The 22,916-nt window shown below is 44.1% G+C and carries 17 protein-coding genes; all 17 read left to right on the forward strand.

The window, feature by feature from the left end:
• Positions 1-344: flagellin (locus BLQ36_RS10150; RefSeq protein ID WP_318260972.1), on the forward strand; the 344-nt coding region annotated here is incomplete at its 5' end.
• Between the two features lie 123 nt (positions 345-467).
• Positions 468-2,774, forward strand: a complete 2,307-nt coding sequence (locus BLQ36_RS10155; RefSeq protein ID WP_074515488.1) for a glycosyltransferase — start codon at positions 468-470, stop codon at positions 2,772-2,774.
• Positions 2,775-2,777: 3 nt separating this feature from the next.
• Positions 2,778-4,304, forward strand: coding sequence for a glycosyltransferase (locus BLQ36_RS10160; protein WP_074515489.1), 1,527 nt, complete (start codon positions 2,778-2,780; stop codon positions 4,302-4,304).
• Positions 4,297-5,757: a glycosyltransferase gene (locus BLQ36_RS10165; protein ID WP_074515490.1), complete on the forward strand. Its 1,461-nt coding sequence runs from the start codon at positions 4,297-4,299 to the stop codon at positions 5,755-5,757. The genes BLQ36_RS10160 and BLQ36_RS10165 overlap by 8 nt, the downstream gene beginning before the upstream one ends.
• Positions 5,750-7,522 carry a hypothetical protein gene (locus BLQ36_RS10170; protein ID WP_074515491.1) on the forward strand — a complete coding sequence of 591 codons (1,773 nt, stop codon included), beginning with the start codon at positions 5,750-5,752 and terminating at the stop codon, positions 7,520-7,522. The genes BLQ36_RS10165 and BLQ36_RS10170 overlap by 8 nt, the downstream gene beginning before the upstream one ends.
• On the forward strand, positions 7,500-8,978 hold the full coding sequence (locus tag BLQ36_RS10175; protein ID WP_081342317.1) for a hypothetical protein: 1,479 nt from the start codon (positions 7,500-7,502) through the stop codon (positions 8,976-8,978). The genes BLQ36_RS10170 and BLQ36_RS10175 overlap by 23 nt, the downstream gene beginning before the upstream one ends.
• 58 nt (positions 8,979-9,036) lie before the next feature.
• Positions 9,037-9,954: a tetratricopeptide repeat protein gene (locus BLQ36_RS10180; protein ID WP_180364867.1), complete on the forward strand. Its 918-nt coding sequence runs from the start codon at positions 9,037-9,039 to the stop codon at positions 9,952-9,954.
• Between the two features lie 13 nt (positions 9,955-9,967).
• On the forward strand, positions 9,968-12,202 hold the full coding sequence (locus tag BLQ36_RS10185) for a glycosyltransferase (RefSeq protein WP_074515492.1): 2,235 nt from the start codon (positions 9,968-9,970) through the stop codon (positions 12,200-12,202).
• Between the two features lie 295 nt (positions 12,203-12,497).
• A complete protein-coding gene (locus BLQ36_RS10190; RefSeq protein WP_074515493.1) occupies positions 12,498-13,607 on the forward strand; it encodes a DegT/DnrJ/EryC1/StrS family aminotransferase in 1,110 nt (369 codons plus the stop codon).
• 42 nt (positions 13,608-13,649) lie between these two features.
• The gene (locus BLQ36_RS10195) at positions 13,650-15,248 is read left to right on the forward strand and encodes a hypothetical protein (protein ID WP_074515494.1); all 1,599 of its coding nucleotides are present in this window, start codon (positions 13,650-13,652) and stop codon (positions 15,246-15,248) included.
• Positions 15,196-16,473 (forward strand): ATP-grasp domain-containing protein, encoded by a 1,278-nt coding sequence (locus tag BLQ36_RS10200; protein ID WP_074515495.1) that lies wholly within the window; start codon positions 15,196-15,198, stop codon positions 16,471-16,473. The genes BLQ36_RS10195 and BLQ36_RS10200 overlap by 53 nt, the downstream gene beginning before the upstream one ends.
• A 61-nt stretch (positions 16,474-16,534) precedes the next feature.
• Positions 16,535-17,509 carry an FkbM family methyltransferase gene (locus tag BLQ36_RS10205; RefSeq protein WP_180364868.1) on the forward strand — a complete coding sequence of 325 codons (975 nt, stop codon included), beginning with the start codon at positions 16,535-16,537 and terminating at the stop codon, positions 17,507-17,509.
• Between the two features lie 34 nt (positions 17,510-17,543).
• Positions 17,544-18,866: a hypothetical protein gene (locus BLQ36_RS10210; RefSeq protein ID WP_074515497.1), complete on the forward strand. Its 1,323-nt coding sequence runs from the start codon at positions 17,544-17,546 to the stop codon at positions 18,864-18,866.
• Between the two features lie 18 nt (positions 18,867-18,884).
• A complete protein-coding gene (gene fliB / locus BLQ36_RS10215; RefSeq protein WP_074515498.1) occupies positions 18,885-20,042 on the forward strand; it encodes a flagellin lysine-N-methylase in 1,158 nt (385 codons plus the stop codon).
• A 4-nt stretch (positions 20,043-20,046) separates the two neighbouring features.
• On the forward strand, positions 20,047-21,144 hold the full coding sequence (locus BLQ36_RS10220) for a hypothetical protein (RefSeq protein WP_074515499.1): 1,098 nt from the start codon (positions 20,047-20,049) through the stop codon (positions 21,142-21,144).
• 13 nt (positions 21,145-21,157) lie between these two features.
• A complete protein-coding gene (locus tag BLQ36_RS10225) occupies positions 21,158-22,111 on the forward strand; it encodes a hypothetical protein (protein WP_143558746.1) in 954 nt (317 codons plus the stop codon).
• 157 nt (positions 22,112-22,268) lie between these two features.
• Positions 22,269-22,904 (forward strand): acetyltransferase, encoded by a 636-nt coding sequence (locus BLQ36_RS10230; protein WP_074515501.1) that lies wholly within the window; start codon positions 22,269-22,271, stop codon positions 22,902-22,904.
• Positions 22,905-22,916: the final 12 nt, after the last annotated feature.

The raw sequence follows: 22,916 nt of genomic DNA on the forward strand, positions 1-22,916 counted from the left end.
TGCGTGCTGAGGCACTGGGCCTTGCTTCGAAAGATGGCAAGACGATCCAGATTGGTACCCAGGTACAGGCAAATGCCGCTATCAACGTTCTCGACAACGCTGTAGCAAAAGCACTTGACCAGCAGACGACGATTGGCTCCATTGAGTCCCGTCTCGAGTACACCAGCGCTAACTTGACGACTTCTTCCGAGAACGTCCAGAGTGCAGAGTCGACGATCCGCGATGCAAACATGGCAAAAGAGATGACGGAATACACGAAGAACAACGTTCTTATGCAGGCCGCTCAGTCCATGCTCGCACAGGCAAACCAGAGCAGCAGCTCGGTTCTCAGCCTGCTCCAGTAATAGGAGTTCCGGCAACGGAGGCTTTAACTACACAGTTACGCAAAACCCTCTCCTTTGGGAGAGGGTTTTTTGTATATGTTGACGAAAATAAATATATACATAGTAGCGTGTAGGAGGAAAGAAATGAAAATTTCAGCTTGCTATATAGTCAAGAATGAAGAAAAAAATATCGTGCAGTCGATTCGGAGTATACAGGGCGTTTATGATGAATTGGTGATATTGGATACAGGATCGAGTGATTCCACCAAAGAGGTGGCAATTTCCATGGGAGCGCAGGTATATGACTATTGTTGGCAGGATGATTTTGCAGTTGCGCGCAACGAAGTGTTGAAGCATGTTTCGGGGGAATGGATTGTATTTCTTGATGCCGACGAGGCCTATCAAGGGGCAGAATCGCTGCGTGAATTGATTGAAACTATCGCAGCATCGGAACAAGGTTATGATGCTATTGTGTTTTTTCGCTATGAGGTAAATGAAGCGATGCAGAAGGTACGAGAGATTCCTGCCAGAGTGGTAAGAGCCTTTCGCCGAGCAGAGAATCTTTATTTTGAGGGACGAATCCATGAAAAGCTTATAAATGATAGTGCCCCCATGCGCTATTATCTAGCGAACGAAGGGTATTGGTTTTCCCATACGGGGTATGCGGAGGACATCCTTACGGGAAAATTTGAGCGAAATCTTCGTGTTTTGTTGCAGGATATCGAAAAGCGAGGGTTGCAGGATGAGCATTATTTTTATTTAGCGATTACATACTTTGGATTGGAGAATTTTGAGAAGGCCAGAAAATATGCCCGCCTAGCTATCAATAGTCCGGTTCATTATGCGGAAAGTGATGCCTGGCCTTGGCATATCCTGATTGAGTCACAACGGCAATGTGGGTTAGCAGGGGAGAGGCAATTGGCCACAGCGTCAGAGGCTGTCAAACAGTTTCCCCAGCAGTCGGAATTCTATGGCGAATTGGGAATCATTTTGAGCAGTTTGGGCAGAATAGATGAGTCCGCTGAAGTCTTGTGGCAATGCATCCGTCTCTATGAGTCACCAGAGCGTAAAAAGATACGGTTTGGTTATTTTTCGGATAAATCGCTGGCGATAGTATATTGCCGGCTGGCACAGGTAGAAGAATTGCGGGGAAACCCAGCGGCGGCGGAACTTGCTTACCGGGTAAGTCAGCGGCATGATCCCCAGCGGCAGGATACTTGGAGTTGTTATCAGGCATTCCAAGATAAATGCCGAAACAAAATAGAAAAGGCAAAAATGCTTCCTTTTTTGGTGGAGTCAATCGAGAATAAGGATTACCGCCATTGGTTACTCTTGTGGCAACGCGTACGGGACCATTCGTATAGTCCTTGGGAACTTTGGTGGCTTATTTGTTTATCCTTGGATAATGACCAGCGTCTGCTTTCTCACGAAGAACAGGTATTACCTGATGCGGTGAAATTCCTTTGGCAGGTACTAAAGAAAAGAGGAAAAAAAACAGATGCAGAGACAACGGTAGGAGTGTATTCACGTGCGCCTCTGGTCAGTATTATGATTCCTACGTATAACATGCCGGAGTATTTCCAGCGTACTATGCGCAGTGCGGCCTTACAGACCTATCCCAATGTTGAAATAATCGTTTGTGATAACAGTACGAATGAGGACACGGCCATGATCATGGCTGATTATGTTGCTGATCCTCGCGTTCGCTATGTCCGCAATGTTAGTGCCAAAACAAAAGAGGAGAATTTCCGTCCCTTTGAACAACTGGCTCGTGGAGAGTATTTGCAATGGCTTATGCATGATGACATACTTTGCCCGACGAAAATCGAAAAAATGGCCAGTGATCTTTACCATAATCCACAGGTGACGCTGGTGGCGTCACAGCGGCAGATCATCGATGAACATGGGATGAAACGTGAGAGCCGTCTCCAAACCAATGTAAAGGATTTGACCGGTGAAAAAATGGAATACTGTGGAGAAGATATTGGACGGGCACTCCTGTTGAATATGGCGAATCTGATTGGTGAACCATCGGTGGTATTGTTCCGGAGGAAGGATTTACAGCATCACTATTGGTTGGCTGATTGCAACGGGTATAAGACAATCTCAGATGTGGCAATGTGGTTGGAGTTGATGGAGAAAGGGAATCTCATTCTCTATAAAGAGCCGTTAAGTTATTATCGGCGGCATGAAGGTCAGGAAGGGCAGTCTGTGGATGTGGTGCTGTTAAGCCGTTTGGAATGGTTGTCTTTGAGTACAGAATATTATCGGCGGAACATGTTCGTACATACGCGTAAAGAATATGAGTCAAGCATGCGTATTTTGGTAAATGAGTATGAACAAAGAGTGATTCCGTATTATAATTGGCAGATGGAATCGTCAGCGGAAATGTGGCATCGTTACGAAGTGGCCATCCATAAGGCAAGACTGTTACTGGGAATGAAGAGGTAGGGTATGAAAAAAAAATTTCGGATATCCGCATGTTGCATTGTGAAAAATGAAGCAGCGCGGATGCAAGAGTGGCTGGAGCAGGCCCAAAAATATGCCGATGAAATCGTGGTAGTAGATACAGGGTCAACTGATGATACCAGGACGATTGCTCAGGCTTTTGGTGCAAAAGTTTATGATTTCCCGTGGTGCAACGATTTTGCTGCTGCTCGGAATACCGCTTTAGCTCAGGCCACCGGCGACTGGGTAACTTTTTTGGATGCGGATGAGACTTTTTGTGAGGGGGAGCTGGTTCGTGACTGTTTGGAGGAATGGCAGGCCGCGGAAGTAATCGCTGTGCCCATCATTAACATTGATGAAGATGATAAGAATCAGGAAATCCAGCGGTTTTATGCAGTGCGGATTTGGCAGAACAGCCCTAAACGGCGCTATCGGGGAAAAATACATGAGGCGCTTTATGAGGGGGCAGTCCCTGTCGCGGTTCATTATGCCAGCAAACTTAAAATCTGGCATACGGGGTATTCGTCTAAGCGGGTTAAGGCTAAGCTGGAACGTAATCTGCCCTTGCTTCTCGAGCAGGAAAGAAATCAGGAGAACCCTTTGGTATACCGCTATTTAGCGGATGCGCTATATGGTTTGCAGCGTTATGACGAGGCCGAAAAATACATTCGGATGGCGATGGAAAAGGAACCGGCGACGGTGGATGGCAGACAACCTTTATATTTGTGTTTGCTGGATATTCTGCAAGCTCAGCAGCGTGATTTGACCGAGCAAGTGACTGTGGCTCACAGATTGGTTCAAGATAATCCGGATATGGTTGACTTAAAGGGGCGGTTGGCAATTCTTTTATGGCGTGCGCAGCGACGTGAAGAAGCCATACAGTATGCCCAGGCATTTTTGGAACAGTTTAAGCGTGGATCTTCTCAGAAGGCAACGACGGCACATTCTCTGCTGGCACCAATCCACAGAATCCTGAAGGAATGGCAATGGGAGCTTTCGTGGCAAGCGAAATCGCCGCAAGAACAATATGATACGGTTTTAACACAATGTGGGCAGGTTATTCCCTTTTTGTTTGCATCACTTTTTCAAGGGAAAAGTGATGCTGGGCGCGAATGTTTGCCAGAATCCATGCGTCACGTGTTAGAATATGCGGCGAAAGAACGCGATTCGCTCGGTCTGGAGGATTTGGATGGTTACCAAGCTGGATTGAATGCGATGGAAAGTTTTGGCGAGCATATGGCCAGGCGGGAATATGCAGCAATAGCTATGGAATTTTCGTGGCCCGTGGTTTTAGAGACGGCAAAAAAGTTTACAGCGATGCAGGAATGGGAGATTGCGTTTGAACTCTATCAGCAGGTGCCTGTCGAGGCTATTACCGATGCCGGTGATTTTTGGTATGAAGTGGGTTGCTGTTTGTATCGATTGCAGCCCGCAGCGGCAGTTGAGTGCTTTGAACGGGCTCAAGCAAATGGCTGCCGCGAACGTGATATTCCTGCTTATTTGACCTGGTTGAAGGAGGCTGCCGATGATTAAGATTACCGCTTGTGTGATAGTAAAAAATGAAGAAAAATGCATCGGCAGATGGCTGGAAAGTGTTGAAGACTATGCAGATGAGATCATTGTAGTCGATACAGGCTCTACTGATCGGACTGTTGAGATGGTAAAAGCTCATAAGGCACAGTTGTATAGTTTTGCCTGGACGGGGGATTTTTCAGCGGCCAAAAATTATGCTTTGGAGCAGGCTACTGGCAATTGGATTGTTTTTCTTGATGCAGATGAATATTTTTCGCCTGCATCGGTGAAAAATATTCGTAGAATATTGACCGGCCTGCATCCGCAAATGGGGATTTGCGGGGTTATGTGCCGGTTGGTGAATATTGATACCGAGCAGAATAATAAATTTATTGGGGCAACAGTACAGGTAAGGATTTTCCGTAATACGGCTAAGCTCCGATATTATGGCAGAGTCCATGAGGCTCTGACGATTCCTTCGGATAAATCGGTAGAACTGGTCAAAGAACTTGAGATTATCCATACCGGCTACACGGCTGGTATTATTCGTAAGAAGATTGAGCGGAATTTGAAGCTTTTGCAAGAAAAGATTCAAGACAATGGTGGCAAGATAACCCCACGGGATTACCGTTATTTGATGGATTGCTATTATGGGCTGGGAGAATACGAACAGTCGCTGGGATATGCGGAGAAGGCGCTCGAGCAGGCTGAGGTGATTCAAGATGCCAAAGACCATATCTATATGATAAAGGTAAGCTCTTGCTTATTTGGGGGAAAGGATTATCAAACGGTTACGGCGGCCTTTGACGAGGCGATTGCGGCATGTCCGCAGGTGGCAGATTTTTGGGTTATGAAGGGACTTTACCTGCATGATCAGAAGAATTATCTAGAGGCAGAGCAATGTATCTGGAAGGGATTGCAGCAGCACGAACAGTACAAACTGACGCCTGATGGTGTGGCGGATAATCTGGAGCGTTTTTTGCCCAATGCCTATATGGTATTAGGACGCATCCTGGCTATGAGGGGAAAGCGTGCAGAAGCTGAGAAGTTTTTCATCCGTGGACTTGAGGTTCAGCGATATCAGCCGCGATTGTTACGTGAATTAGTGCAGGCTTTGCGGGCCGATGAACTGCCGGATGATGACATTATCGTCGTTTTGAACCATCTTTATGATAAGAAGAAAGATGCGCGTTTCTTAGCCGATACGTTTCGTGGTCAGCTAGGGAATACGATTTATTTGTACTATAGTCATCAATGTGGGGAGAAAACTTTTGAAGATGAAATCAATAGTTTTTTAGCGGCTCGACGCTTTGATGCGGCGGCATTAGCCGCATCAGATCGTCTGGATTGGTTATATAAGAAAGGAATAGACGCCGCGATAGCATTGGATTTGCCACAGGATAGTACTTTGCGGGTGTTGTTGCCTGATAGTTATCGGCAGAAATGGCAAGAAGAGGTAGGACGGAATGAATAAAGAGGTTGGCGGGCAGTATGCTTTTCCGCAACTCAAGAAAAATCAGCATGAGAAACAGCGAAAATTATTGGCGAAGCAGTTTCAAAAGCTGCAACAAGTATTTAAAAATCGCAAATGGGAACAAGCCGTACAGTTAGCTGAAACTTTGGCGGTGCATGAAGATTATTTGCCAGAGGTGGCAGATATGGCTGGCATGGCGTATCTAAATCTATTGAACTGGAAGAAGGCTTCATATTGGCTGCAGTTGACAGATAAGCGTAAAAAGAAAGAGCCAGCCAATTACTACTGGCTTTTGGGAATGGCAGAAAGCAAACAGAATCACTATGTGAAAGCCTGTGAGTTTTTTACATTGGCGGAAAAGTATCAGGAAAGTTATACGGGAGAGCTACGGCAGGCGTTTTTAGCTGATCTTTGGACACAGCATGCAGCGGCCCAGCTTGTCTGTGGAGAGTGCCAAGAGGCGGCTATGAATTATCACAGGGCGGCAGAGTGTGCGGTTACCTTGCGCGATAAGTGCCAGATGTTTTCTTCCTGGCTGATGACGCGTCACAATTGGGATGAACCGTGGCAGGACCAGGTTAGAGATTCGGTGGAAATAAATAATATATTGAAGGACGCTATACCTTATACTCATGAGAAGCACCCTTGTCATAAGAAATTGCGTATTGGTTATATATCCCCGGATTTTCGCAATAATGTGATGTTCTATTTTGCGTATCAGCTGTTAGCAGGACATACACGAGATGAATTTACCATTTATGCATATTATTGCGGGTATATCCAGGATGGTTTTACAGAGAATATCCGGCGAGCCGTTGATGAGTGGCGGCAGGTAGCGGACTGGCCTTACGAGGAAGTTGCCAAACAGATCTATCAGGATGAAATCGATATTTTGGTGGATTTGGCAGGCTACTCAGCTCATTCGGGGTTACCGGTCATGGCCTGGAAGCCGGCACCAATCCAAATTTCTGGATTGGGATATATGGGGACCACAGGATTGCGAACGGTAGATTATCTTATAACTGATGAGAGTTGTATTCCCATGGATGCGCCCTCGCAGCTCGTAGAACATCCCTTATATCTATCCTCGATGTTTTGTTATACAGGTCGCAGTGATGTGCCGGAGCCTCAAGGAGCACCGTGCTGTAAAAAGGGTTATATTACCTTTGGCGTGTTTAATCGCTATCAAAAAGTGACAGATGAGATGCTTCAGGCTTGGTCTTATATTTTGCAGAATGTTCCCCGGTCGCGTTTGTTATTTAAAGGGGAAGCCTTTGGCGATGCTTCATTGACGGATAAGATATATCATCGCTTGCAAACTATTGGTTTTGATATGGGCCGGATTATCTTTGAAAACGCAAGTGCGGATTATATGGAGAGGTATCTGGATATAGATATTGCGTTGGATACCTATCCTTACACTGGTGGTGGGACAACCTGTGATGCCTTGTATATGGGCGTACCTGTCGTAGTACGATATGGAGAATCGCAAGGGTCTCGTTTTGCATTATCTGTGTTAGCAGCTGCTGGTTTGGAGGATTTGGCGGTAGAAACGATAGAGGCGTATTGTGAGAAGGCAATTGCATTGGCAAATGATGAAGTATTGTTAGATGCACTGCATAAAAATTTACGTAATATCATGCTGCAGTCACGTCTTATGGATACGGTGCACTATGTGGCAGAGGTAGAGGCAGCCTATCGTAATATATGGACTCGTTATACAGGCAAGGAGGAGAACGCGATTGGATTACGTCGCAATGGATAAAAAATTAGAGCCAGTGGCGCAGCTGTTATTAGCCAAGAAGCCGAAAATGGCATTGGAGCGCTTGCAATTCATGCTCCATCAGGGCGTTTTTTTGCCGGAGGAAATGTGGCGCGTATATCAGCGGCTGGGAAATTGTTATTTTGCCTTATTGGATATAGATAAGGCGAGAGAAATGCTTTGGTCGTGCCTGATGCATCCGGAAGGTATGCCACTGCGCAAGCAGCAAGAAAGTTACAGTAATTATCTATTCATTTCTCATTATAGTGCGCAAATTTCGGATGAAGAGTTGCGGGAAAAGCATTTTATTTATAATCAACTGATGCGGAACAATATATTATTCAAGCACCGGAAACGTCATCATAAAAAGCTGCGTATTGGATATTTGGCGCCTATGCACTGCAAGAATGTCGTTAGTTTTTTTTCGGTGCATTTAATGACTATGTACGATCGTTCACGGTTTGAGGTATATTGCTACAGCTTGCAAGAGGGAAAGGATGATTTGACGACCCAACTGAAGGCGCAAACCGATGGATGGCATGTGTTTCCAGCAGATCAGAAAAAACGCGAGATGGCGGAGAAAATTTATCAGGATGAGATTGATATCTTAGTGGATTTAGGAGTACATACCTTTGGGGGAAAGACTCTGCAGATTATGGGGTATCGGCCTGCTCCAGTGCAAATAGCTGGTATCGGGTATATGAGCACGTCAGGGCTGGATACGGTAGATTATTTCTTAACGGACCGTTATTGTGATCCCCCAGGACAAAATGATGAAGATTTTTCGGAGGCACTCATTCGCCTGCCGCAATCGCATTTCTGCTATATGCCGCCGGAACGTATTTTGCAATGCAAGGGTGTCTATGAATTGCATGATCCCATTTGGTTTGGCAGCTTTAATAATATTGCTAAGATTACAGAACCAGTACTTCATTGCTGGATGGAGATACTCCGGCGTGTTCCTCAGGCAAAACTTCTGATAAAGAATGCTAGTAATACAGTTTGGAATGTTACGGCGTTGCGACAGAAAATGCGCCGTCTCGGTTTTCCTGAAGACCGCTATGTAGTAGAAGAAAGTTCGGGGGATTATCTGGACCGTTATCTCGATGTGGATATTATTCTGGATACTTATCCGTATACAGGTGGTGCTTCAACTTGTGATGCATTGCTGCGAGGGATGCCTGTGATTTCTCGCTATGGAAAACGGCACGGGACACGTTTTAGTTACAGTCTCTTGGCAAATGTAGGGCTGGAGGATTTGGCAGCAGCTAGTGATGAAGAATATATCGAAAAGGCGGTAGCGTTAGCGAATAATCCAGAACGCATAAAATGGATTCATGAAAATCTTCCTCAGATTATGATAAAATCTCCAATTATGGATGTCAAAGGATATGTTCAGCAGATAGAATCTGTGTATGAACAAGTTTGGCATAAATGGATGCTTCAGGCAAAAGAATAAAGGATTTTGGTAGCAAGTGAAGAAAATTAATTTATAGAAAAGTGGGAGGTTTATGGCAATGGCAAAGAAAAAGCAAAAAAATACTAAAGTGAAGAAACAGGCGCAAAGCGGAGGAAAAATGGATAATAGATTTTCAGAATGGAAAGCGCAGCTTATCGAGCAAATAGAAAAAGAATCATACAATGAGGCAATCATGACTTTAGCAACGATGGTTCAGGCAAAGTCTTTCGATGCGGATTGCCTATATCAGGGAGCATATGCTTATTTCATGCTGGGGGATTATCAGCGGGCAACTCAATGGGTAGAAAACACCCTGCAATATGATGGGCAAAATGTGGCTGCTCGGTTGTTGCTGGCTCGTATCTGTATTTTAGAGGATCGTCCGGATGAAGCGCTGGCCATTTTTGAGTTCCTTCTAAAGAATTTTTCGGCAAATCTCGATGCTAATCAGCGCGAAGATGTCCGTGATATCTTGGATTTCTATGGTACGGGAGAACCCGAGAAAATTTTGCAGCATTATCCCGTGATTGCCAAGTTCCTCGGCTTAGAAGCTGCGCAAGCAGAGCCTGAACGGGAACAAGTTGCTTCGGCCGCTCCGGTAGATTTATCCCCAGAACAGGCCGCTCCGGCCGCTTCTGGGGATTTACCCCAGGAGCAGGTTGTAAATGAGACGGTAGCCGCTGCGGCGAATGTGCTCCAGGCAGAAGAGGAATTGCAGCAGATACGGGGGAAAGAGGTAAGCATTGCGGAAAAAATCAAGCTCCTCCACACTTTTGCTGCAGGGTATTATTATCAGCAGGATTATGCTGCAACTAAGATTTTTTTGGCAGAAGCCTTACAGCTGGATGCGAAAGATGACAGAACGCTGTATAATCTGGCCATTCTGTATGCGGATATGGGCGAGAAAGAGAAAGCTATGCAGTTTGCAACAAACATGTCGTATGTAGATTTTGCCTTGCTTAAGGCCATACGATAAGGGAGGATTTTTAATGGGGAAGATGACCAGTATTGTGATACTGTCCTATAATACACTTTCGTATTTGCAGTATTGCATTGAAAGTGTTCGCCGGTTTACTGCCGCAGGCAGCTATGAATTGATTGTGGTCGAAAATGCCTCTAAGGATGGATCGGCAGAGTGGCTGCGCCAGCAGGCGGATATCCATACGATTTTCAATGCAGAAAATGTCGGCTTCCCCAAAGGCTGCAATCAGGGCATGGAAGTGGCGCAGGGGGATGATATTCTATTGCTGAATAGTGATACCATCGTAGCGCCTAATTGGCTGGAAAATCTAAAACGGGCTTTGTATAGCCGTGAACAAGTAGGTGCAGTAAGCTGTGTAACGAATGCTTGCAGTAATTTACAGTCCATAGCGGTGCCTTATAAAAATATCGATGAAATGCTGGATTTTGCCGCCGCTTTTAATCAGAGCAATCCGCGGCTCTGGGAACCGCGCTTACGCCTTATTGGTTTTTGTTTTCTGTTCAAGCGTGAGGTCTATCATAAAATTGGTGGTTTGGATGAGCGCTTTAGTCCGGGGAATTATGAGGATGATGATTACTCCCTGCGAATTTGGCAGGCGGGTTATGAATTGCTCTTATGCCGGGATACCTTCATTCATCATTTTGGCAGTGCATCCTTTCAAAAGGATGAAAATCCAGCTATTGCCAGGGAAAAACGTGAAAGATTTAAAAAGCTGGCCGCTCGCAATAAGGAAAAGTTTTTGGCTAAATGGCAGGTGCCGGCAAATTATCAGGAATTGGGCTTAAAAGCAGTTTTCCCCGGTTGGCAGGGCAGAGAGGTGGTCTCATGCCGGGAACTATGGGATCTTGCGCATAAGAAAACACGTATCAGTGCGATTATCGCGGTGTATAATAATCTGGAGGAAACCCAGGATTGTCTGCAAATCCTGCATTGTTTATTGGCACCCTATCCGCATGAAATTATCGTTATTGATAATGGATCGGAGCTTAAGACCTCCCAGTGGCTTATAGCACAGGCGGAGCTGACTGTAATTCGCAATGAGCAAAACCTGGGGATGGCAGCTGCTTGGAATCAAGGTGCGCAAGCAGCGCAGGGGGATGTGTTGCTGTTTTTGCACAGTGATGCGATTCTTAGTGAACACTGTGTGGAGCGGATGCTTGATGTCCTTATCCATCAGCAGGCAGGGGCGGTGGGACCGTATTTCAGCCATAGCCGCTATTTCCAAAAAGCGCCGCGTTATAAAGCCTATCGGATTTATGCGGAACTGCAGCAAAACGCGGAGCTTTTGGAACAGTCGTTGGAACCCTGGGAAGGCAGTTTGATGCTGGAGAGCGTTTGCCTGATGATGAAACGCGAAATCTATCAACAGGTAGGGCATTTTGATGAGCAGTTTCACTTGCCAGGATGGGAAGATTGGGATTATAGTATCCGCCTGCAAAAGGCTGGCTTATTGCTATACAAGGTGGGAACTTTTGTCCATCACGGTACGGGAAGTTTTCAAGAAAATGGTTTGTCGGCAGAAGTTGCTTACAATCAGCAGAAAAAAGACTTTATGGCGAAGTGGGAGTTAAATCCTGACTACTACAGCCAGACGCATCAGGATATGTTAGGGCTCATGGAGAAAGAAAAACATGGGCTGAACGTGCTGGAAATTGGCTGTGCGATGGGAGCAAACTTCCTTTGGCTGAAAGAACACGATCCATCAATAAAATGTGTTGGGATAGAGCTGAATCCTATAGCGGCAGACGTGGCACGAAATTTTGGCGATATTCATTCTATGGATGTGGAAGAGCTGGATGTACCGGCTTGGAAGGGAAAATTTGATTATATTTTAGCAGGGGATGTTTTGGAACACTTGAAAAATCCGTGGGAAATGGTGGCAAAACTGCGGAAGCTTTTGCGGCCTGAGGGCAGACTGATTGCCAGCCTGCCCAATGTAATGTTCTTTGGGAATGTTTTTAATTTGCTTAGTGGCGAATGGAAATATGAAGATGCAGGCATTCTTGATCGGACACATCTGCGCTTTTTTACAAGGAAAAGTATCGATAGAATGCTATTAGAAGCAGGATTTGCCGTTGAAAATATCCAAGCGTTAGGATTAACAATGAGTGAATCCGATAAGAACTATGTGATAGAGATATTAAAGGCTTTTAGATTGAGTGGTATTTCTATGGCGGATGATGAACAATTTATGGCTTACCAATGGCTGGTAGTAGCGCAAAACAGAACGGAAAACGAATGACTGTGCTGAATGAGCATAAGAGATGTATAATTACGGCGGTCAATGACGAAGCACAATATAATGAAATGCTGGCGTATACGAATTGTTTGGAAACAATGGTGCATGAGTTCCGTAGTCATCCTGAATGTGGTATTGCTGGTGTGGTAGGCTCGCATGATATCCCCAGTTCAGGGATATGGATATGGTAAATGAAACTGGATACGAAGAGGAACGGCTCAAATTTGTGCAAGAATACCAGCATGAATTTTTGCGATGAATAGAGGAAATAGTCCAGGTAAAAAGAAAAGAGGAAAAAATGACAAATCGAATTCTAGTGACGAGGTCATCTTTGCCGCTAAAGGAAGAATATATAGCTGAAATTGCAGATATCTGGGATTCCCATTGGCTGACCAATATGGGGGTAAAGCATCAGAAATTACAACAGGCGCTGCAGCAATATTTTGGTGTGGAGCAGGTGGAATTATTCACGAATGGACATATGGCCTTGGAATTGTCTTTGCAGGCACTTAATTTGCAGGGGGAGGTTATCACGACTCCCTTTACTTTTGCTTCGACGACTCATGCCATAGTACGGAATGGTTTGATACCTGTGTTTTGCGATATTAATCCGGTGGATTATACCATGGATACGGAAAAACTCGAAGCACTGATTACCGATCGGACTTGTGCTATCATGCCAGTACATGTATATGGACATGTCTGCAATGTCGAGAAAATTGAGCAGATTGCTAAGAAATATGGGTTAAAAGTGATATATGATGCAGCCCATACCTTTGGGGTCACGTATAAAGGAAAAAGTACCGCAGCTTTTGGTGATGTATCTTGTTTCAGTTTTCATGCAACGAAGGTTTTCCATACGATTGAAGGCGGTGCTGCTTGCTTTAAGGATTCAGAGCTAGGGCGGAGGCTCTATCAATTGAAAAATTTTGGCATAAGAGATTCGGAGCATGTTGATGGTGTCGGTGCAAATGCGAAAATGAATGAGTTTTGTGCAGCAATGGGACTTTGCAATTTGCGCCATTTGGATATGGAAATGGCTAAACGTAAAGCCGTGGTTGAGCAGTATCGTAAACTTCTTTCCGGCGTAGACGGCTTGCAGCTTTCGCCAATCCAACAAGATGTTGTCCCGAATTACGCGTATTTCCCTGTTTTATTTGAAGCGCGGGATTTTGGTGCGACTAGAAACGAAGTCTTTGAGGCCCTGGCCAAAGCAGGAATCAGTGCGAGAAAGTATTTTTATCCGTTAACGAACACGTTTGACTGTTTCCATAACGCTTATGATGTAGAAGAAACGCCGGTAGCTTTGCATGTCAGCAAGAATATTTTGACGCTGCCATTATATGCTGATTTGCCGCTGGAAGATGTCAAGCAGATTTGTGATATTGTACTTTCTTGCAGGAAATAACGATAGGATGGGTGTAATGGTTTTTAGGAAGGGAATGCTGGCATGACGAATACGCAGGAAATCCTCGTGGTTTATCAGCAGGCACTCACATGTTGGAAACAGGGGAAACTAGAGCAGGCTGAAAAGATTTTACAGGATTTCTGGCGGGAAACGGGGAATCGTTCGCTGCGAGGAATGTTGTTGCTGGCTTATATTTTGCGGGATAAAAAAGAATATGTTTCGGAGGTAAAGGTGCTAGAGGAACTCCTGCAGCAATTCCCCGAGACTCCGGAAAGAGACCTTTTAGCAGATGCGTGGAGTGTGTTAGGAGCGGCTTTGCGTATGCTGGGCGAAAGTGAGCTTTCGGTAGCGGCTTTCCGGAAGTCGATTGAGTTAGAGCCCAATTCAGTGCAGAAGGTTATTGAAGGCAGTAACGCTATCTTTTCCGCTAATGCGATTGCGGACGTCTCGCCGGCGTATATGCAGGAACTTTATGCACTTTATCGTAATCTACTGGCAGAGCTTAACATAGAACCGTATTCTTGGTGCAGTTGGAAGCATTCGCGGATACGGGTAGGTTACCTGTCGGCAGATTTTCGCAATCACGCGGTAGGACAATTTATCCGTTCCTTATTTTGCCAGTATGATCGTACGCGGTTTGCGATTTATGCTTATTCGCTGCATGCTGTTGAGGATGAGGTTACACAAGTCTTAAAGAATGGTGCCACAACTTGGCGGACTATGGAGGGTGCCAGCTGGAGTGAGATTGCAGCGCAGGTAAGGCAGGACGAAATCGATATTTTGGTCGATTTGGCGGGGCATACGGCGAGAAACGCCTTACCAGTATTTGCCTTCCACGCAGCGACAGTTCAGCTTTCGGGAATCGGCTATTTTAATAGTACGGGGATTTATGATACAACGGGGTTCCTGTCGGATGTCTACTGTGCATCCGAGATGCATTCTCCTTATTTTACGGAACCATTGTTGCGCTTGCCGCACAGTCATTTTTGTTATCAGCCCTTCGCTGAATTTCCTGAGGTGGGAAAGCCGGCTTTTGTACGCAATGGCTATATAACCTTTGGCTGTTTTAATAATTTTGCCAAGGTGACGGACGCGATGCTGCTTATTTGGAAACAAATATTAGAAGCTGTACCGACGGCAAGGCTTTTACTGAAACATATGCTGTTAGGAGAGCCAGAAGGTAGAGAATATACGTTAAATCGGTTGCGTGCTTTAGGAATGCCGCTTTCCCGCATTGAACTACGTGGCTTTTCTAAGGAATATTTGGAGCAGTATCGGGATATGGATATTGCCTTGGATACGAGTCCGTATCCAGGCGGTCTTACGACGTGTGAGGCACTCTACATGGGAGTACCCGTGGTATCGCTGGTGGGAAATCGTCATGGTGCGCGCTTTGGGTACAGTTTTTTGGCAAATATAGGTCTGTCAGAACTGGCGGCAAAGACAGAACGCGCTTATTGCGATATCGCCGTGCAGTTGGCTAACGATACGGAGCTGTTAGGACTCTTGCATAGGAATCTGCGCGGTATGATGGAAAAATCGCCGTTGATGGATGTAGGAACATATATGAAGGATTTGGAAGATTTATATGAAAAAGTTATTGATTTTAGCGGGAGCCTCCACGCATGTGAAGGTCGTTGAACAGGCAAAACAGCTAGGAATCTATACGATTGTAACCGATTATCTGGATGTTTTGGATTCGCCGGGCAAGCAGGTGGCAGATGAATATTGGGATATTGATATTAATGATGTGAAGGCACTGGTCGAAGCATGCCGCAAGCATCATGTCGATGGGGTCTTGAATTATTGTATCGATCCGGCCCAGCTTCCTTATCAAAATTTATGTGAGAAATTAGCACTGCCCTGTTATGGGACACGTGAGCAATTTTCAATCATGACGGATAAGGTCAAGTTTCGGGAATTTGCCAGTCATCATGGATTAAAAATAATACCATCCTATACGTTAGAGGAAGCGATGCAGCAAAAAGATATCTTTCCTGTATTGGTAAAGCCAGCAGAATCTCGGGGGTCTCGTGGCCAGCGTGTTTGTTATCGTGCAGAAGAGCTGCCAGAGGCGGTGGCGTTAGCATCAGCTGAAAGTCAAAATGGGAAGTATCTTATTGAAAAGTATATGGATGATGGGCAGGATATGTCACTGGCCTATCTGGTTATCAAGGGCGTGCCATATCTGATGAAATGCGGAGATCGCTATGTAGGGCTGCCGGAAGATGGTATGGACCGTCAGCAGGCGGTTACGGTGCTGCCTTCGCACTTGCTGGGAAATTATCGTAAGACAGGGGAACCTTTGGTAAAGAAGTTCATCCAGGCATTGGGAATCCAATGGGGGCCTGTGTTCTTGCAGGCCTTTTGGTGCAAGGGAGAGCTTTATGTTTACGACCCTGGTCTGCGTTTCCCAGGTTCTGATTTTGATTTGGCTATGATAAAGGAAACAGGCTTCAATCCGCTAAAGGCCATGATTGATTTTGCCCTGACAGGAGAAATGACAGGCAGTTACGGCAATCCAGAAATGGCTAGTTGTTATAAGGATAAGATGTGCTTGATTTTAAGTGTTATCAGCCGTCCAGGCGTAATTGCGAAAATTGCAGGGCTGAAAAAACTTCGGCAGGATGAGAGAATCTTATCGATTGATGAACGCTGTAAATGTGGAGATGTGATACCAAAATCTGGTGATATACAGCAACGGATTTTTGAACTACTGGTTTATTTGCCTCAGGCAGAGCTGCGAGAGTTTTGCGATGAGTTATATCGTGTGTTACAGGTATTGGATGGCAACGATGAAAATATGATTATTGATAGGATCGGCAGGGAAATAATGCTGTTAGAAGGAGTTGCCACGGATGTTTAAGCAAATATATAAAGAATTGTGTAATTGCGAGTATCCCATATATATATGGGGGAATGGCTCGATGGCACATGTCGTATATAAAAAATTGCAGGATGAAGGAATTTCCGTGGCAGGCTATTTTGTTAATGTTAATGCGCAATGGCAAGAACAACATGACGACCTGCTGCCATGCTTGACGCTCCAGCAACTGCGGGAACAGGAAAGACCTTTTGCAGTGGTTATGGGACATGGACATATCGAACTTATGGCAAAAATCCAGCAGGAAGCGCTGGTAAAGTCCGTATATGTTATTCCGAATCCCTATGATTATTACCTTCCCGATAGGGAAGTGGTCAGTCAGGCCTTGGCTGGAGGATTAGAGGAAGTCTATCCTTATTTGGCTGATCAAGAATCACGGGATAATCTGTGGGCCTATTTTGCGGTTCATAGCGACAGGTACCAGGAGTTTTATCAGAAGGTGCGAAAACTGGAGGGGATGTTTTATCCTGATGTTTGGCAGCTTAGAGAAGCAGAAGTCTACTACGATGTCGGGGCCTGGAATGGCGATACGGTGCGGGAATTTTTAGCCGCAAGCAAGGGGAATTATAAGGCAATAGAAGCCTTTGAACCAGACCCGGATGCCAGTAAGGTGTTAAGGCAGTCTGTTCGGGATTTAAAAAATATTCATTGTCAACAGATGGGATTGGCAAGTACAGCAGGAAAAATGCAAATACAAGGCAGTGGTACTCAATCGGCCTTTATGGAAAGCACCGATAAAGGGAGTATTCCCGTAGAACGTCTAGATGATATAGTTGGTGAATTATTGCCACCGACATTATTGAAAATTGGTGTACCGCGACTGACTTTGGATATATTGCAGGGCGCGGAAAAGTTGATTCGCAAGGTAAAGCCGCGGTTAATAATTAGCATTGCTTGGGGGACAGGGAATGATTTGCTGGACACGATAAAGTGGGTACAGAGAACAAATCCAGAGTATCAATTAGCCCTTAGATATCGCCTGCTTATGCCCACACAGTTATGGTTGTATGCTTATTGAATAGGAATATCCGCTGCTTGAAGGGGATGGATTTATGAAGCTAAAAGAAAATGCCAAGGTATATATATTGGCTCCCAGAAACATTGTAACTGGCGGTCCTACGTTAGCACATCAATTATGTTCCTGTTTGCTGGCGCATAGGGTTAATGCCTATATGGTATATTATGATGGTGGCAGTGAAGACATGAGCGAAGATCCGGTAGCTGCTGAGTACAAGAAATACTTGTTGCCTTACGTGGAGGAGCTGGAGGATAATCCGGATAATGTGTTGGTGATTCCAGAGACTCGTCCCAAATTTTACAATGAAAAGCGGAAGCTGCACCAGATTATGTGGTGGATGAGTGTAGATAACTATATCATAAGGGTCTATAATTATGTATTGATTATGTTGCAAAGAAGTCTTTGTGCTGAAGCATCATTGCGAGCTGTATGGGGATTTCTCGATAAAAAGAACAATGAACAAGAGAATCTGGCACATTGGGTTCAATCCCAATATGCATATGATTTTTTGCTGAAAAATGGTGTGGATGCGAAAAGAATTGATTTTGTCAGCGATTATTTAGAGCCAGTCTATATTAATAGCATACACGATGGGGGAAATACTGCTCGCGAGGATATTGTGCTATATAACCCCGAAAAAGGAGCAGATTTCACACAACTGCTTATGGAGCAGGCGCCGGAAATTCAGTGGGTTCCTATTCAGAATATGACGCCGGCAGAAGTGCGTGATTTGATGAAAAAGAGTAAAGTCTACATTGATTTTGGCAATCATCCTGGTAAAGACCGTATTCCCAGAGAGGCAGCCGCATGTGGCTGCTGTATTATTACTGGTAAAAAGGGCGCAGCTAGAAACGCAGTGGATGTCGCTATTCCTGCAAAGTATAAGTTTGCAGATACAGAGGAAAATATTCCTAATATTATAGCAGCCATTCGCAGCTTGCTAAAAGACTATCCAAAGTATATCGGTGACTATGAACCGTATAGAAATAAGATACAGGCGGAACCAAAGGAATTTATAACAGCGGTCGAGAAGGCGTTTTGTCTTTCTGTAATACAGCCAACGTTGGGGGTCGCTTGGTGGGGGGATGTACGTATTGGCAAAGAGATGAAAAATATCTTCCAGCCGGAACCATATCGCCATTATTACTTATGTGACAAAAATATGGTGGAGCAGGAAGTTTGGAGACGCGAAGATGATTTCGAGTATTTGAATGAGCAGGAAAGCATATTCTTATATCGGGAAAAGCGAATCAATAAATTTGTTGTGGACGCTAGTGACGCGCAGTCCTTAGAACGTCTGTATCAATACGAAGTGAAAACGGAAGACATATTGGTGGCAGATATAGAGTTTCAATAGTGTATAGAGGGAAAATACATGTCAAAAGAAGCAATTATATGTGTCCAATTGGATTATGTACGTGATTTTCATTGTGATGGCAAGTTTTGTGATGCACAGTGCTGTCAGAAATGGCGGATAGAAATAGATAGAGATACATATAAAAAGTATAAGAAAATAAAAGATCCCAAATGGCGCAAACGTATCTGTGAGAATATTCATAGGAGTAAAAAAACGGGTAGATGGGAAATCGCTCTAGATGAGGCGGAAAAGTGTCCGTTCTTAGGGGATGATTTATTATGTGTCATTCAGAGAAATTTGGGCGAAGAATATCTTTCGCAAGTTTGTGCGTCATATCCGCGTCAGACCTACCGTTTTCGAAAATTCATGGAGCGGTCATTGACGATGAGCTGTCCGCTAGCGTTGAAATTGGCGATGCGTAATGATAGACCATTAGGGTTAGAGCAGATACTGCTTGCTCCAGGGAACATGCATATTATAGATCGTTGTGGTAGTGACGCTATGAATCGTTACATCGTTGATTTGCAACTTTTGACGATACCTATACTACAGCAGCGAGTCATTACGATAGGACAACGCTTGCAATTATTGGGTTTGGTTATTGAGATCGTGGAATCATACGTGAAAAAAGGCCAGGATATTCCTGTGGCAGATATTGAAGCGGCAATAGCTGCTTGCGATTATGAAGGGTTGAAATCGGTCAATGACCTAGGGCAAGTTCTAAGTCTCTTTAATCGACTGGTGGAAGAAGGATTGGAAAAAATCAGCCTTGATGGGCATAATTACGTGGCGGATGTAATCGATGCCTTAGATCTGCAAGATGGGGAATTGCGTGTTTCTCAGTTGTTGGATAAATATTTGGAACAAGAGCGATTCTATCAGGAATACGTGGAAAAACCATATGCCCAAATGATTGAGAATTTTGTGGTGAATACCTGGTTCGCTGGGTGTTATCCTATGAAGATTGAAGAGGATATTGGTAATAATTATAGGATGTTTTCGCTGTTTATGCAGTTGACAAAACTGTATTTGTTAGCAATAGCTGTGAAAAAAAAAGAAAGTCTAAAGCAAATGGATATACTGGCGCTGCTTGAGCGGATGGCTGTCCTGTTTGAACACAGCAGAAGGTACATCGAGATTGGCTGGGAATTTGTGAACTCAAAGGTGGAAGGATAAGGATATGAAAATATGGATTCACAAGAATGATGATTTTTTACGTAAATATTTGCAGCCAGATACGGATGTCCGATACATCGAAGAAGAACAGATACGCGGTGCCGGCGTCATCCTGATAAGAAGTGATGATGATCTGTCGCAGATGCCGCAAGCGGGAATAATCGTATATTATGATAAGGATTTAGATTCGATTAGACAGTTAGCGCAAAAAAAACTATCGAATAACTATGATTATTATGCGTTAAATTATCAATTAAATAGGGAACAGGATTTTGATACAGTGGTTGTTGGTTCATCCTATGCTTTGTTTGATCTTGATATGGAACTTTTACCAAGTTGGAGAAATTTAGCCTTAGGCTCACAGGATATTTACTACTCATATCATTTGGCACGAAAAATGTATGAGCAGTGTCCATATAAGCGCTTGGTGTGGGGGGCACATTACTATACGATTTATAGTGACTTATCGCGGACAAAAAATGTGAAGGAGTTAGCAAATATAACGCAGATATATAGCAGGATTTTTCCTCATGGACTAGGCTTGCATAATGCCTTGCTTATACCTAATGTTCTAGAAGAAAAAGTAGTCAGCGGTATATACGATATAGATAAATCGGTGCAATTATTTATAAGTGATTATTTTAAGCGTAACGGAAATAATTATTGGAATGCGCAAAGGACCAGATTTTCTTGTAGGTGCAGACTGTGGCAGGGAGATGATGTTACTTGGGAGGAGGCCTGTGCAGAAGAAAAAGTGAAAGCGGCAAAATATCGAGCCGAAATGCACAACAAAAGTATCCGCTATACGCAAAGTCTAGAAGAAAATATGAGTATCCTTAGCGAAATGGGGAAATGGTGTTTGGATAATGGCATAGAATTTTATATATTGAATTTTCCTGTTTCTAAATTATATCATGAAGTAGAAAATAGAGCTTTTAAGGAAATCTATTACGATGTAATGAAGGTATTGGAGTTTCCAGCCGTATTACTTGATTTTGAAGATTTGGAGTTTGGCGATGAATGCTTTAATGATCCGGATCATTTAAATGATAGAGGTGCGAGGAAATTAACAGAAATATTAGTGAATGAGATATACAAATAGAGGAGTTACCAAAATGAAAGAAAAGATGTGCAGACCACGTTTTTTGATAGCATCTCTCCCACAATTATGGGGAGGAACCATTGTATTGCACCTTTTATGCCGCATGTTGGCTGATTTAGGCTATGATGCTAAGATCTTTCTGCTGCATACGGATGAAAGGATTCCGCGAACCCGGCAGGAACTCCTGCGAAAATATCTGCCGTTTATAAATGGCAGGGGCAAACCGGACTTTGCCAGTCAGGAAGGGCCCGTCAAGGGATGTGTAATGACTGATTGGCCTTATGTGGATGATGATACTATCGTGGTATATCCTGAAGTTGTTTTTGGTAATCCACTAGGTGCTAAACATGTGGTCAGATGGTTCCTTAACAAGAATCGGTTTACAGAAGAATATGAAGAGGGACAGCCGTATGGCGAAGATGATATGTTTATTTGCTATCGGGATGTGTTTAATGATTACCAGCTAAATCCAACCTGTCGCCAGGTTACGTTGCGTCATTTTAATTATGATTTATATAAAAGATGGAATTATGGTTATCGGGAGGGCAGTTGCTTTATTATACGAAAAGGGTGGAATCGTCCAGATTTACCGCCTACTGTACCGGGAGAAGTATTAGATTACTTACCCGAAGAGAAAAAAGTAGAGGTCATGAATAAGTGCCGCTATTGCTACTCCTTTGATACACAGACCTTTTACTCCAATATAGCAGCTATCTGTGGTTGCGTATCGATAGTCATTCCAGAACCAGGAAAGACACGAGCGGACTATTTGAGTTCAGGTGAAAAAGGCTGGGGGGTGGCCTTTGGTATTGAGCCGGAGGAAGTAGAGTTTGCGCGTAATACGACCCCCAATTTGGTGGAGGAAATAGAAGCCTACAAGAAGGAAAATGCTGCAAACGTGCAGAAGTTCCTTGTATATTGCAGGGACTACTTTAAAGATCGAATGGAAGCTAATATTTGTTGGTAACATAGTTAATGGATAAGTATGTGAAAGGGTGACTAGGAAGGAATTTGTGGTATATGCGTCAAATTAATTAATGAAAGGTTTTCAAAGTTGCACATATGGTGAATTTTTAAGTGTGTAGGCGAGTGAATCTTGATGATTGGTTTTAGGGGATGAAGCGATGAAACACTTAGTTATTATCGGAGTGGGTGGCTATGCCCGGGAGGTTTTCTGGCATGCGCAGGGCTCGATAGGATATGGTGAGAAATGGGATATCAAAGGTTTTTTGGATGGGGATATTAAGCTTACTGAGGAAGAGTATAAGAAACTGCCTTTGCCTTTGCTGGGGGAGGTAGGTTCTTATCAGGTGGAAAAAGATGATTTGTTTATATGTGCCATAGCTTCACCTGCTGGGAGGAAAAAACTAGTGGAAACCATGCTTGCTTCTGGAGCTGATTTTATAAATCTTATACATAAGACAGCCATAATACATGGTACAGCGAAAATTGGCATAGGCAATATTATCGGGCATTTCACGACTATACATGATAATTCTGTGGTGGGGAATTTTGTTATTCTCAATGGCAGAGATGGCGTAGGGCATGATGCACAGGTCGGAGATTTCTCCAGTATTATGGGGGTAGTCAGCATCAATGGTTATGCTACTGTAGGAAAAGGAACCTTTTGGGGAACTAATTCTGTCGCAATGCCTTATAGCACGATTGAGGATGATGCCTATGTAGGTGTGGCCAGTGTAGTTTTTAAACGCGTTGGCAAGGGACAAAAGGTTTTTGGTAATCCTGCCATGCCGATATAACGAGATATGGGG

Source organism: Selenomonas sp. WCT3 (assembly GCA_900100835.1).
Taxonomy (GTDB): domain Bacteria; phylum Bacillota; class Negativicutes; order Selenomonadales; family Selenomonadaceae; genus Selenomonas_A; species Selenomonas_A ruminantium_E.

Excerpts from the sequence above, each read along its gene's own strand:
- BLQ36_RS10155 (WP_074515488.1), top strand. The coding sequence starts at position 468 with ATGAAAATTTCAGCTTGCTATATAGTCAAGAATGAAGAAAAAAATATC.
- BLQ36_RS10160 (WP_074515489.1), top strand. The coding sequence starts at position 2,778 with ATGAAAAAAAAATTTCGGATATCCGCATGTTGCATTGTGAAAAATGAA.
- BLQ36_RS10165 (WP_074515490.1), top strand. The coding sequence starts at position 4,297 with ATGATTAAGATTACCGCTTGTGTGATAGTAAAAAATGAAGAAAAATGC.
- BLQ36_RS10170 (WP_074515491.1), top strand. The coding sequence starts at position 5,750 with ATGAATAAAGAGGTTGGCGGGCAGTATGCTTTTCCGCAACTCAAGAAA.
- BLQ36_RS10180 (WP_180364867.1), top strand. The coding sequence starts at position 9,037 with ATGGCAAAGAAAAAGCAAAAAAATACTAAAGTGAAGAAACAGGCGCAA.
- BLQ36_RS10185 (WP_074515492.1), top strand. The coding sequence starts at position 9,968 with ATGGGGAAGATGACCAGTATTGTGATACTGTCCTATAATACACTTTCG.
- BLQ36_RS10190 (WP_074515493.1), top strand. The coding sequence starts at position 12,498 with ATGACAAATCGAATTCTAGTGACGAGGTCATCTTTGCCGCTAAAGGAA.
- BLQ36_RS10195 (WP_074515494.1), top strand. The coding sequence starts at position 13,650 with ATGACGAATACGCAGGAAATCCTCGTGGTTTATCAGCAGGCACTCACA.
- BLQ36_RS10200 (WP_074515495.1), top strand. The coding sequence starts at position 15,196 with ATGAAAAAGTTATTGATTTTAGCGGGAGCCTCCACGCATGTGAAGGTC.
- BLQ36_RS10205 (WP_180364868.1), top strand. The coding sequence starts at position 16,535 with ATGGCACATGTCGTATATAAAAAATTGCAGGATGAAGGAATTTCCGTG.
- BLQ36_RS10210 (WP_074515497.1), top strand. The coding sequence starts at position 17,544 with ATGAAGCTAAAAGAAAATGCCAAGGTATATATATTGGCTCCCAGAAAC.
- fliB (WP_074515498.1), top strand. The coding sequence starts at position 18,885 with ATGTCAAAAGAAGCAATTATATGTGTCCAATTGGATTATGTACGTGAT.
- BLQ36_RS10220 (WP_074515499.1), top strand. The coding sequence starts at position 20,047 with ATGAAAATATGGATTCACAAGAATGATGATTTTTTACGTAAATATTTG.
- BLQ36_RS10225 (WP_143558746.1), top strand. The coding sequence starts at position 21,158 with ATGAAAGAAAAGATGTGCAGACCACGTTTTTTGATAGCATCTCTCCCA.
- BLQ36_RS10230 (WP_074515501.1), top strand. The coding sequence starts at position 22,269 with ATGAAACACTTAGTTATTATCGGAGTGGGTGGCTATGCCCGGGAGGTT.